Annotated in this window: 12 protein-coding genes; all 12 read left to right on the top strand. The window is 62.4% G+C overall.

Annotated elements, in window-relative coordinates:
* Positions 1-4: 4 nt before the first annotated feature.
* A complete protein-coding gene (locus A3AY_RS0113275) occupies positions 5-1,087 on the top strand; it encodes an ABC transporter ATP-binding protein (protein WP_018326153.1) in 1,083 nt (360 codons plus the stop codon).
* Positions 1,088-1,173: 86 nt separating this feature from the next.
* Positions 1,174-2,826: a GMC oxidoreductase gene (locus A3AY_RS0113280; protein ID WP_018326154.1), complete on the top strand. Its 1,653-nt coding sequence runs from the start codon at positions 1,174-1,176 to the stop codon at positions 2,824-2,826.
* A 239-nt stretch (positions 2,827-3,065) separates the two neighbouring features.
* On the top strand, positions 3,066-3,386 hold the full coding sequence (locus tag A3AY_RS35235) for an acylphosphatase (protein ID WP_018326155.1): 321 nt from the start codon (positions 3,066-3,068) through the stop codon (positions 3,384-3,386).
* 117 nt (positions 3,387-3,503) lie between these two features.
* Positions 3,504-4,157, top strand: coding sequence for a Rieske 2Fe-2S domain-containing protein (locus A3AY_RS0113290; RefSeq protein WP_026203400.1), 654 nt, complete (start codon positions 3,504-3,506; stop codon positions 4,155-4,157).
* Positions 4,154-4,993, top strand: coding sequence for an aromatic ring-hydroxylating oxygenase subunit alpha (locus tag A3AY_RS0113295; RefSeq protein ID WP_018326157.1), 840 nt, complete (start codon positions 4,154-4,156; stop codon positions 4,991-4,993). The genes A3AY_RS0113290 and A3AY_RS0113295 overlap by 4 nt, the downstream gene beginning before the upstream one ends.
* On the top strand, positions 4,990-5,649 hold the full coding sequence (locus A3AY_RS0113300; RefSeq protein WP_018326158.1) for a glutathione S-transferase family protein: 660 nt from the start codon (positions 4,990-4,992) through the stop codon (positions 5,647-5,649). Before A3AY_RS0113295 ends, A3AY_RS0113300 begins: the two co-directional genes overlap by 4 nt.
* A 1-nt stretch (position 5,650) precedes the next feature.
* On the top strand, positions 5,651-7,030 hold the full coding sequence (locus A3AY_RS0113305; RefSeq protein WP_018326159.1) for an amidohydrolase: 1,380 nt from the start codon (positions 5,651-5,653) through the stop codon (positions 7,028-7,030).
* A gap of 28 nt (positions 7,031-7,058) precedes the next feature.
* Positions 7,059-8,156: a BMP family ABC transporter substrate-binding protein gene (locus tag A3AY_RS0113310; RefSeq protein ID WP_174371924.1), complete on the top strand. Its 1,098-nt coding sequence runs from the start codon at positions 7,059-7,061 to the stop codon at positions 8,154-8,156.
* A 3-nt stretch (positions 8,157-8,159) separates the two neighbouring features.
* Positions 8,160-9,683, top strand: a complete 1,524-nt coding sequence (locus tag A3AY_RS0113315; protein WP_018326161.1) for an ABC transporter ATP-binding protein — start codon at positions 8,160-8,162, stop codon at positions 9,681-9,683.
* On the top strand, positions 9,680-10,780 hold the full coding sequence (locus A3AY_RS0113320) for an ABC transporter permease (protein ID WP_018326162.1): 1,101 nt from the start codon (positions 9,680-9,682) through the stop codon (positions 10,778-10,780). The genes A3AY_RS0113315 and A3AY_RS0113320 overlap by 4 nt, the downstream gene beginning before the upstream one ends.
* Entirely contained in the window at positions 10,777-11,688 is a 912-nt protein-coding gene (locus A3AY_RS0113325) for an ABC transporter permease (protein WP_018326163.1), read from the top strand. Before A3AY_RS0113320 ends, A3AY_RS0113325 begins: the two co-directional genes overlap by 4 nt.
* A 206-nt stretch (positions 11,689-11,894) precedes the next feature.
* The gene (locus A3AY_RS0113330; RefSeq protein ID WP_018326164.1) at positions 11,895-12,191 is read left to right on the top strand and encodes a hypothetical protein; all 297 of its coding nucleotides are present in this window, start codon (positions 11,895-11,897) and stop codon (positions 12,189-12,191) included.
* Positions 12,192-12,632: the final 441 nt, after the last annotated feature.

Genomic DNA, 12,632 nt, shown 5'->3' on the forward strand with positions numbered 1-12,632 from the left:
TTCCATGCAATCCGCTGTTTCCATCAAGGATCTGAAAATCGCCTATGGCGATCATCCGGTGATCGAAAAGATGTCGATCGACATCGCGCCCCGGGAGTTCCTGGTCCTTCTTGGCCCTTCCGGCTGCGGCAAGTCGACGCTTCTGAACGCTATCGCCGGCCTTCAGGACATCACCGCCGGCGAGATCTGGATCTCCGGCAAGAACGTCAGCTGGGAGGAGCCGAAAGACCGCGGCATCGGCATGGTCTTCCAATCCTACGCGCTCTACCCGCGCATGTCGATCCGCAAGAACCTCTCCTTCGGTCTTCGCGTCGCGGGGCTGCCGAAAACCGAGATCGAGGCACGTGTCGCCCGCACCGCCGCCCTCCTCCATCTCGACAAGCTGCTGGACCGACGTCCTGCAGAGTTGTCGGGCGGCCAGCGCCAACGCGTGGCCATCGGCCGGGCGCTGGTGCGGGAAGTGGATGTCTTCCTCTTCGACGAGCCGCTGTCCAACCTCGATGCCAAGCTGCGCAACGAACTCCGTGTGGAGATCAAGAAGTTGCACCAGAACCTCGGCAACACCATGATCTACGTGACGCACGACCAGGTCGAGGCCCTGACGCTCGCCGACCGCATCGCCATCATGCGCGACGGCGTGATCCAGCAGCTCGCATCGCCGGCCGAGATCTATCACCGCCCGGCCAATCTCTTCGTCGCCGGTTTCATCGGTGCTCCGGCCATGAACTTCATCGAGGGACGGATTGAGCGTGGCGACGGGCGGCCGGTTTTCGTCAGCAAGGGTCTTGCCGTCGATCTCTCAGGCTATTGCTTCCAGGTGGCCACGTCAGATGGACCAGCGACTCTCGGCTTCCGCCCGGACCATCTTGTGCTTGATGGCGCCGCAAGCGGTCTGCCGACGATCGCCGGCCGCATTTCCGTTGTCGAGCCGATGGGGTCGGAGGCCGTTCTCTGGTTCGATTGGGCTGGCCAAAGCCTCTCGCTGCGGCTGATGGGAGACGTTTCGCTAAAGCCCGGCGACGCCTTGGCTCCCGGGCTCGACATTCGCAAGGCGTCGCTCTTCGATGCCGATGGATCGCGCCTGTGACGCGCACTCCTTTTGTTTTTCCTGCAATTTTCAACTGGCGCCGCGCCTTTTTAGGAAATTGCACCAGGACAGGATTCGAAAAGTAAATGACGGAAATCATCTATGATGCGCTGGTGATCGGCTCCGGCGCGGCGGGATCGTTTGCGGTAAAGGAGCTGACCGCACAGGGTTTGTCGGTCCTTCTTCTGGAAGCCGGCCCGGCCGTCGGCCCCAAGGATTTCGATCCCGCACGCAAGAAGGCGCCTGCCAGCAGCATCAATATCTGGGAGAGGGCGCGCGCCACGGTAAAGGGCCAGCCGATCCAGGCCCGGGCCGCCTTCTTCAGCGAACGTTTCAGCCACTTCTTTGTCAATGATCGCAAAAACCCCTACACGACGCCGAGGGAAGCGCCTTTCCTCTGGATCCGCGGCCGCCAGGGCGGCGGGCGTCTCCACAGTTTCGGCCGGGTGCTGCTGCGCTGGACCGACGAGGATTTCAAGATCCGGTCGCGGACCGGCAAAGGTGTGGACTGGCCGGTATCCTACGATGATTTGGTACCCTTCTATGACGAGGTCGAGTCCTATCTCGGGCTCTACGGAAACAAGGACAATGTACCGACCCTGCCGGATGGCATCTACGCAAGGCCCGCGAGCCTAACGCCGGCAGAACAGGTCTTCAAGCAGGCGGTCGAAAGCCGCTGGCCGGACCGGCACGTTGTCTCCTGGCGCTACATCGCGCCTGACGCCGAGCGCATGCCGCTGCCGCTCAGGGAGGCTCAGGCCACCAACCGGCTGACGGTCCGGTACAACGCCGTCGTTCGCCGCATCACCACCGACGCGCAAACGGGTCGGGCCACCGGCGCGGAATTGATCGACCGCAATACCGGAAAGACTTCGATCGCCCACGCGGCAATGGTGGTGCTCTCGGCTTCTCCGATCGAGAGCGTGCGACTGCTCCTGAATTCGGCCTCGGCGAAACATCCAGCTGGGCTCGGCAACAGCTCCGGGGCGTTGGGTCGCTACTTCATGGACCAGCTTCCCTGCCTTGCCTTCGGCTCTTTTTCCGGGGCAAAGGGCTGGGCGCTCGACGAATCCGCCCCCGTGGACCCGTTTTACAATCCCTCGGGCGGGATTTTCATTCCCCGCTTTGGTGACGCTGACGTCGCGCGCGGTGATTTCAACTACCAGGGCAGCGCCGGCCGGGCACCCGTCGCGAAGGACGCGGATGCGCGCCTCGCCTTCTTCGGCTTTGGCCGTATGCTTCCTTATGCCGACAATCGGATCACGCTAGATGCGCGGCGCAAGGACGCCTGGAACATTGCTGTCCCGCACATCCGTTGCGTCATGCATGAGGAGGAGCAGGCGCTGCTTCGCCTGCAGGAAGAAACGCTGATCGAAATGATCGAGGAAGTCGGCGGCAGCCTGGAGTTTATCGGCTCGCCCACAGGTCTTAAGGAGATGGGCAAGGGCGCCTTCCCCGAAGCAGGCGCATTCAGCCGCTTCATGTTTCGCAAGTGGTTCCGCAAGACCATGTGTATGGGCGCGGCGATTCACGAGACAGGTGGCGCGCGGATGGGTGAAACCCCGAAAACGTCAGTGCTCAATCCCTATAACCAGCTCTGGGACGCCCCGAACCTCATCGTCACCGACGCCAGCGCCTTTCCCGGCAGCGGCATCGCCGGTACGACACTCACCGTCATGGCCCTGACGATCCGCGCCTGCCGCAACCTCGTCGACGATTATCGGGCAGGACAGCTGTGAGCACGTTTCGACGGCTCCCAGGCCGACAGCAAAAACCGCACAGCCTGGTTATCGCGTAGACTGCTGGGCAACTGCGCTGTCTGCTGCCAAATGCCCCTTTCTGCAACGGCGGGCTCACCGGCGCGACGATCAAATATGGAGCCGGAACAGCGCGCCGTCCTCGTTTTGATAATCACCCTTCCGCAAGTTCATGCAGGCGCTATGCTGTGGACCCAAGAAACCAAATCGTGAGATCTTTCATGACGCAGCGAGGTCAGGGTCACATCCGGGAACGGATGACAATTCTCGGCGATCTTGATGCTGCCTCCTTCCTCCCCTGGATCGAGCGCCATGCCGCCAAGCTTGGGCTTTCCCAGGCCACATCGCACATCAGTTCCGCGCGGATCGAACTCGAGGTCGCGGGACCAGAAGAGCTGATCGACATGATGGAGATAGGGTGTTCTCTGGGGCCCATCGACGTCTGGGTTGAGACGATACAACGCACGCCGATCAACGACCAAGCCGACGAGGGACAGGGCAGCTCTTTTCGCTGCCCGCAACATCCTTTGCCCCATATTTAACCAATATTGCCAATGCGAAATAATTATGCAAACGTGAGGATGCTGGACCGCGGACATCGGCTGATGACTTGGCGGCAAAGGCCAGCAAGACGTTGATATTGTGCAGAAAGTTCAGTCATGCTACCCGATACGACCGGCTTCTGGACGCCAGTCGCCCTCTCCGCGGATCTGCCGGCGGGTACCGTGATGCCGGCACGGACGCCAGCCGGGTCAATTGCTCTCTGGCGGAGCGATTCGGGGCGCACTGCGGCATCGGCGGATCGCTGTCCCCATCGCGGGATGCGCCTGTCTCATGGCTTCGTGCGCGGCGAAGCGCTGTCCTGCATCTACCACGGCTGGAGTTATGCTCAGGCCGGAAACTGTCTGCGCATCCCGGCCCATCCGGGGCTGGCGCCGCCAGAAACAATCCGGGTGGCAACGCAGCGGGTCGAAGAGACCGACGGGCTCATCTGGGTTGCCGTTGGAGAACCCACGGGCCACCCCCCGCGGATGGAAGGCCTCGTTCCCCTTCGCTCCCTGATGGCACATGCCAGCGTTTCGGCCCTCGAAATTGCGGCGGGCGCGACGGCCGACCCTGTGGGTATTGTCTGGAAGATCGAACCTTCGCAAACGATCCGACTGCTGCTCGCCCTGCAGGAGGACGATCAGACGCTGATCCATGTCATGCTGAGCGACAAATGCAGTCCTGCCCAGCGCATCGCCGCGTCACGGGCCGCCGAGTCGCTGCGGCGGGCGGCCGAAGCTCTCCAGGCCAAGGGGATCGCGCCATGACGCACGATGCGATGATCGACGAGTGGTATCCGGTCGGCCTTTTCAGCAAGCTCGACGCCGGCGGACGCAAGACCGCTTTGATGGGCGAGCCGATCGACGTGGCGCGCGACGCCGAAGGCAATGCGAGAGTGACCGGCGGAAATGGACGCCCCTTACCCGTATGCGTCCGCTACGGCCACGTCTGGTCGTCCCTCGGCGCGCCGCAGAAGGCGCTTTTCGCGATCCCTGAGGCTGACCAGGCCGGCCGCCGGTTTGTCGATGTCGGCGTCGTTCGCGTGCGCTGCTCGCCGCTGCGTGCAGTGGAGAATTTTCTCGACATCGCCCATTTTCCCTTTGTGCACACCGATATCCTGGGTGCGGAGCCACACACGGAAGTCCAGAATTACAAGGTCGAAATCCGGGAAGACGAAGTCTGGGCTACGCAGGTGAAGTTCTACCAGCCTCAGGCTGCCAAATCGGCAAGCGGCGGCATCACGACGGAATATATGTACCGCGTGCCGGCGCCGACATGCGCTGTTCTCTACAAGACTTGCCCGCCCCGCCCAGGTGAATGGGATGTCATTACGCTCTTCGTCCAGCCGCTTGCCGAGGATCTGTGCGACGTCTGGCCTTGGATGGCTTTGTACGACGACACCACAACGCTGACTGACCTCATTCACTTTCAGCAGACGATCTTCCTGCAGGACCGGTCGATCCTCGAAAACCAGATCCCTCGGCTCCTGCCGCTTGATCCGGGCATGGAAATTCCAACGCGGGCCGACCTCACCTCGGTTGCCTACAGACGCTGGCTGAAACGCCACGATTACACATACGGCGCACAACTGGTGGCGCAATGAAGCTCTACGATTACATCCTCTCGCCCAGCTGCTACAAAGTGCGCCTGATGGCCGCGCTGACCGACGTAAAACTGGACATCCGCCCGGTGGATTTCCACCCCGGTGCCGAGCATCGCGGCGCGGCGCTCATGGATCTCAATCCCGCAGGCTCCATCCCTATCCTCGAGGACGGAGACCTGATCCTGACCGAATCCTCCGCCATGCTCGTCTATCTCGCGGCCAGGGCCGCACCGGAGTGGTTGGGTAGCGGTACAACGGAGGAAACGGCGCGGGTCCAGCAGTGGCTCTCCTTCTCCAACCGGCTGACCACGAGCCTCGGCGCTGCCCGGCTTCACGAAATGCTCCTGCGTCCGGGTGACATCACAGAACTCCAGATGCATGGCATCGCGGCGCTTCGCGAGGTCGAAGCAGGCCTGGTCGAGCAGGGTGTTCGCGGCATGCGCTTCCTCGCCTCGGACCGACCGACAGTCGCCGACATTGCCTGCTTCCCTTACGTGGCGCTCGCGCCGGACGGCGGCGTCTCGCTTGACCCCTATCCGGCGATCCGGCTTTGGTCGCGCGCATTGCGCAGCCTCGAAAACTTCATCGAGATGCCAGGCATCCACCGGCTGCATGAATTAAAGCCCGCCCCCTATATCGAACCGGGCGGAGCGTGACATGGCCGGCCACCTTCTGAAGAACTGCGCGGCAGTCCTCGTCGACGAGGGCAAGGGGGCGTTCGTCCATCGCAACGTCGACCTTCTGACGAACGGCCCGGCGATCCAGGCGATCGGCGAAAATCTAGGCGCGGGCGAGTTACCCGCGGGCACGATCGTGCAGGATGCCACCGGCTGGTTCGTCTATCCCGGCCTAGTCAACACGCACCACCATTTCTTTCAGTGTTTCGTGCGCAACCGCGCGGCCCTCGACTGGACGAAGCTGTCAGTCATCGAATGGCTCGACCGCATCTATCCGATTTTTTCGCGGCTGACCGAGGATTGCTTTTACCACTCCTCGGTCACGGCCATGGCCGAGATGATCAAGCATGGCTGCACAACGGCCTTCGACCACCAGTATAATTTTCCTCGGCATGCCGGAAAGCGGCTGATCGACCGCCAGTTCGAGGCGGCCGATCTCTTCGGCATGCGCTTCCATGCCGGACGCGGCGGTAACACGCTGCCGAAGTCGGAAGGCTCCACTATCCCCGACGCAATGTTGGAAACGACGGACGAGTTCATTGCCGACTGCGCCCGCCTCATCGACACCTATCACGACAAGAGCCGCTACAGCATGCGCCAGGTCGTCGTCGCGCCGTGCCAGCCGGTCAACTGCTATCGCGAGACCTTCGTGGAATCGGTGGCGCTGGCGCGGGATCGCGGAGTGCTGATGCACACGCATGTGGGCGAAGGTGAAAGCCCGGTCATCAGGGTCCGTCATGGCATGCGGACGGTGGATTACTGTGAGGAGCTCGGTTTTGCCGGGCCCGATACCTTTTACGCCCATTGCTGGGAGCTCAGCCATGAAGAGCTCAGGAAGATGGCCGCAAGCGGCACCGGCGTCGCGCATTGCCCGCAACCGGTCTATCTGGTCGGCGCCGAGGTCACTGATATTCCGGCGATGTCGGCCTTCGGGCTGCGCGTCGGTCTCGGCTGCGACGGAGCGGCATCGAATGACAATTCGAACTTGATGCACTGCATCCACTCCGCATACATGCTGCAGTGCCTTATGGCCGGGACCCGTGCGCATCCGGTGCCGCCCCCGGGCGACTTCCTGCGCTATGCCACGACCGGCGGCGCAAGCCTGCTTGGTCGCCGCGACATAGGCCGGCTCGCCCCCGGCATGGCTGCCGACCTCTTTGCAATCGACACCCGGCGCATGGACTATGTCGGCACGCGGCATGACCCGCTGAGCCTGATTGCCAAGGTGGGCATCGGAATGCCCACTGACATGACCATGATCAATGGCCGCATCGTCTGGCAGATGGGCGAGTTTATCGGGCTTGACGAGGCGCGGCTGTTCGCAGAGGCCGAGGCCGCTCTCGCAACGGTAGAATTCTAGAACAACCAAAAAAAGGGGAACTGAAATGCTGAAGAATTTGACCCGCAGAACATTGATGAAAGGCGTTGCCGTTTCCAGCCTCGCCAGCGCACTGGGCGGCCGGTCCGCCCTTGCGGCCGACGATCCGCTCGGCATCACCCTCGTGCTCCCCTCACCGGTTGGCGACGTCGGCTGGGGCCACGCGCTTGCCGCCGGTCTCGAGCCGGTAAAGGCAGCTTATGGCGACAAGGTGAAGGTTACTGTTCTTGAAAACATTGCGGAAGGTCCGGATGCCGATCGCATCATGAACAAGACTGTCGCCGACGGGAACAAGTTCCTGGTTGCCGGCTCCTTCGGCTACCAGAACGGCGCCCTGCAGATCGCCCGCCGCGATCCGAGCGTCACCGTTCTGCATGCCTCCGGCTTTCAGGTTGCTCCGAACTTCTCGCCCTTCGCGGCCAAGTATTTCCAGGGCACTTACCTTCTCGGCATGGCTGCCGCTGCACTTTCCAAAACCGGTAAGCTGGGCTCGGTCTCCGCCTTCGCTATTCCCGAGTTGATCACCTCCATCAACGCCTTCACGCTGGGCGCCCAGACTGTCAAGCCCGACATCGAGGTGTCGGTCGTCTGGGTAAACTCCTGGTTCGACCCTGCCAAGGAACAGGAGGCTGCCAAGGCCCTGATGGCGCAGGGCTGCGACGTGATCTTCTCAAACGCGCAGGACACGCCGTCCGTCATCGCGGCATGCGAGGAAGCGGGCGTCTATGCCTTCAACCTGAATTCGTCGATGAAGAAATACGCTCCGAAAACCTACCTCGGCTGCGTCGCGACGGATTGGTCGCCCTTCTTCAAGGCGTCGGTCGATGCCCATTTCGCCGGCACATTCAAGGGGGCCAATACCTTCCTCGGCGTCGCCGACAAGGTCGTCGAGGTGGTCGACTGGAACCCGGACATCCCGGCAGAGATGATGACGAAGATCAAGGAGATCGAGGCGAAGATCGCCGACGGCAGCTTCTCTCCGTTCACCGGGCAGATCACCAAGGCCGACGGCAGCGAAGGGGTAGCCGCTGGCGCGACGCTCGCCGATGGCGAGATCGTCGCCATGGACTGGCATGTCAAGGGCGTCGCCACGCCGCTGCCGAAGTAATCCATGACCGACCCGCTCCTGTCGCTCCGCGGCATTTCCAAAAGCTACGGCCAGATCCATGCCAATCAGGGTATCGACCTGGACGTGGCCCCGCGGTCGATCCATGCGATCCTCGGAGAAAACGGGGCGGGCAAGTCGACCTTGATGAAGCTGATCTACGGCGTCGAGCAGCCCGACGACGGCACCGCCATCTGGGAAGGCGAGCCTCTCAGCCTCGCCTCCCCCGCACAGGCGCGGCGCAAGGGGATCGGCATGGTCTTCCAGCACTTCTCGCTTTTCGAGACCCTGACGGTGGTGGAGAACATTCGCCTGGTCGTCAAGGGCCGCACGGCCGACCTCACCGAACGCATCCGCACGCTTGGCCGCGACTTCGGCCTGGAAGTCGATCCGCTCGCCCCTGTCCACGCCCTTTCCGTCGGCGAGCGACAGCGGGTGGAGATCATCCGATGCCTGATGACCAATCCAAAGCTGCTGATCCTTGACGAGCCGACCTCCGTGCTGCCACCGCAATCGGTGGACAAGCTCTTCGACACCTTGCGGCGCCTGCGCGACGGTGGCGTTTCCATCCTGTTCATTTCCCACAAGCTTGAGGAAATTCGTGCGATCTGCGATCACGCGACGATCCTGCGCGGCGGACGTGTCACCGGCAATGTGGACCCTCGCGATCATGATGCCCATGACCTTGCCTGCATGATGATTGGCCGCGACATGCCGGACCCTATGCCCGCACTTCCGCTGTCTGGCGGTGAGAAGCGGCTGGAAATCATCGGCCTCGACCATCAGCCCGATGATCCCTTTGCCGTCCGGCTCTCCAACATCAGCCTGTCTGTGCGTGCCGGCGAAATCCTCGGTATTGCCGGGATTTCGGGCAACGGGCAAAGCGAGCTTGCCTCGCTGATCTCCGGCGAGGCGGTGCTGCCGCGAGAACAACGGGACAGGATTTATATGATGGGAAAGGACGTGGGCACGCTCGGTGCCGCTGCCCGCCGGCAGCGTGGCTTTGCCTTCGTTCCCGAAGACCGGCTCGGACGCGGCGCGGTCCCGGAAATGTCGCTCGTCCTCAACAGCCTGCTGACGGCACATCCTCTCGGTCTTCTGCGGCACGGTCTCGTGGACAGGGCAAGCGCACGCGCGCTCACCAACGAGTGCATCCGCCAGTACGATGTCCGAACGTCCGGCCCCGAAGCGGAAGCCGGCGCCCTTTCCGGCGGCAATCTGCAGAAATTCATCGTCGGCCGCGAGATCATGCTGTCTCCAAAGCTTCTGTTCGTGGCGCAGCCGACCTGGGGAGTCGACATCGGCGCCGCAACCGCCATTCGCAGGCGCCTGATCACGCTACGCAATGAAGGCATGGCCATCCTCGTCATTTCCGAGGAACTCGAGGAGCTTTTCGAACTCTGCGACGCCATCCAGGTGCTGCACCACGGCCGGCTGAGCCCGCCACTCGCCACGCGCGACACCCGACCCGAGGAAATAGGCCGGTATATGATGGGGGCACATTCATCTCCCGAAAAGGCCGTGGCATGAGCGTCTTGCCTGCGGCCTTCCTTCCCACCCTGGTCCGCCGGGAACGCGCCTCGCTTGCCGCAACTCTGCTTGCGCCTCCGATCGCGCTGGCGGTGGCCACCATTCTCAATCTCGGCCTTTACGTGTTGCTCGGCCGCGATCCGATCGCTGTCGTCCATGCCATGCTTCTCGAACCGTTTCTCTCCTGGACTTCGTTCTCGGAGGTGCTGCTGAAGGCGGCCCCGCTGCTCCTCATCGCACAGGGCCTGGCGATCGGCTTTCGCGCCAAAGTCTTCAACATCGGCGCCGAGGGCCAGTTCATTCTCGGCGCGATATTTGCCTCCGCCATCCCGGTATGGTTTCCGCAAGCGACGGGCCAGTGGATCTGGCCGCTGATGCTGCTGCTTGGTGCCCTCGGCGGCGGCCTGTGGGCTTCGCTGACCGCCTTCTGGCGCGTCAGGCTCAATGCCAACGAGATCCTCGTTTCCCTGATGCTGAGCCTTGTTGCCGCGCAGCTCCTCAACTACCTGCTGCTCGGCCCCTGGAAAGACCCGAACGGTTTCAACTTCCCCCAGTCCGTGATGTTCCAGTATGACGCGATGGTGCCGATCCTGATCTCCGGCACCCGTGTCAATGTTTCACTGCTTCTAACGCTGGCCTTTTCAGCGGCAGCATGGGTCTTCATGCAGAAGAGCTTCACCGGCTACAAGCTGCAGGTCGGCGGTCTTGCGCCGCGTGCCGCCGGCTATGCTGGCTTCAACGAGGGGTGGGCGATCTGGCTTTCGCTGCTGATCGGCGGTTTTGCCGCCGGCCTGGCCGGCGCAGCCGAGGTCGCCGGGCCGCTCGGCCAGCTGCAGCGCTCGATTTCGACCGGCTACGGCTACGCTGCCATCATCGTCGCCTACCTCGGTGGCCTCCACCCGCTCGGCATCGTTTTCTCTGCATTGCTCATGGCGGTCCTCTACATCGGGGGGGACAATGCCATGGTATCGGCAAACCTGCCGATAGCTGCGGTCCGCGTCTTCCAGGGCAGCCTGCTGCTCGCCTACCTCATCGCTGTCGCTTTCGTGCGGCACCGTCTCGAATGGCCCCGAGCGGCCGTCCGGAGCCAGTCATGAACGCTATCGACTTCATTCTTGCCGGCATGCTTGGCGCTGCCACGCCGTTTCTTCTTGCCGCTCTCGGTGAACTGGTGGCCGAGCGCGCCGGAGTCCTCAATCTCGGGGTAGAGGGATTGATGGCGTTTGGCGCAGTGCTCGCCTTCATCATCGTCTATCATGGCGGAGGGCATTTCCTGGGCTTCGTTGCCGCTGGCCTCGGCAGCGCCGTCCTATCCCTCGTCTTTGCCGTGGTTGCACTGGGCTTTCGGGCAAACCAGGTGGCAACAGGCCTTGCGATCGGCATCCTTGGTCAGGGCCTCTCGGCGCTTTTCGGCAAGACCTATGAAAGCCTCACGGTCAAGGGGCTTCCAAAGCTTGCCTTCCCATGGCTTTCCGAAATACCGGTCCTCGGCAGCCTTTTCATCCAGGATATCGTCGTCTGGCTATCGCTTGCCGCGACCTTGGCGCTATGGGGAATGTTTGCCTATACGAAGACCGGTCTCGTGGTGCGGGCCGTCGGCGAGAATCCCAAGGCTGCGCACGCCATTGGTTATTCTGTCACCTCAGTCCGCGTCTTCGCCATCGCATTCGGCGGCGCCATGGCTGGTTTTGCCGGAGCTTATGCTGCGGTGGTCTACACACCACTCTGGGCCGATGGGATGATCGCCGGGCGTGGCTGGATCGCGATCGCACTCGTCGTTTTTGGCACGTGGCTTACCGGCCGAATCTTCCTGGGGGCCTGCCTCTTCGGCGCTGTCTCCCTGATGGGGCTCGCAGCCCAGGCGACCGGGCTGGACGTTCCCTCGCAACTGCTTTCGAGCCTGCCCTATCTCGTCACCATCATCGTGCTTGGCATCATTTCGGCGGATCGTCGCCTGCTCAAGCTAAACGGCGTCGCCTCGCTCGGTGAACCCTTCGAACGCTAGTCGCAACGACCGCAACAAGATGCATGGATCCGGTCCTGTCGTCGACCGAGTTGGGACCTTCGAAAGCGCGCCATGGCTTTCACGCGCCATCACTCATGTTTGATCATCGCTTCACTTGGCGGCCAATTCCTGAGACATATGTGCGAAGGTGGCTTGTGCCCTTGAGAGACTTGCGTTTTTGGGATTTGGCAGGGAGGGGATGCGAGATGCGCGCGCCAACAGGTTCCGTTGCAGGCCTTTGCTCTGCCTCCGCCACGATGTTCGCAGTTGGGATGGCGTTCCTCGGTTACTGGGGCGTGTATGAGCCCGTCGGCTGGCGTGGCTCCGATTTTGTGGTGGTAATACTGGCCCTTATTGGATTCGCAGCGCTTGGCTCGGTGCCCTGGATTGTGACGACACCGGTCACAGAAGAGGGCGCAGAGAAGGTCGAAAGCGCCAGGCGTGCGTTGGCGCTGGGCGTCGCTTTGATCTGGCTGTCCGTTCTCATCGCGGTATTTTCCTAGACCATCAACGAACGCCGGGCGAAGAGACTTGGCTCGTCGGCAAGTGGCGCTCTACCGGCGAGCGCAAATTTTCTGTTCAACCTCGAGGCCGCGACGGCATTGAAACGCTCGAGGCCATTATCCGGTCACCCACCCTGTCTAAGCTTGTGGGAAAGCGGCTGCGCTAGCCTCGCCTGGGGAGGAGCGACGTTTCCAAGGAAGGGGAATGTTATTCCTCGATGGTCCGGCGCGCCGAGTCCGCGTCGCGGATGCGCGCGCCGACCACGTTCATTCTGAAGTCGACGACGAAAGCCGTCAGGGGTCTCCTGCCGACGAGATACGCAGCGGTCGGATTGAGCGAGATTGTGCCCCCGGCCTACCCTTCCTACCCCAAGAGATGAAGTTAAAGGCCGAGCTGAAGGGAAGCACGACTGCGGACCAGCGCCACTGGCAGACACGGTT

This window comes from Rhizobium giardinii bv. giardinii H152 (assembly GCF_000379605.1).
GTDB lineage: Bacteria > Pseudomonadota > Alphaproteobacteria > Rhizobiales > Rhizobiaceae > Pararhizobium > Pararhizobium giardinii.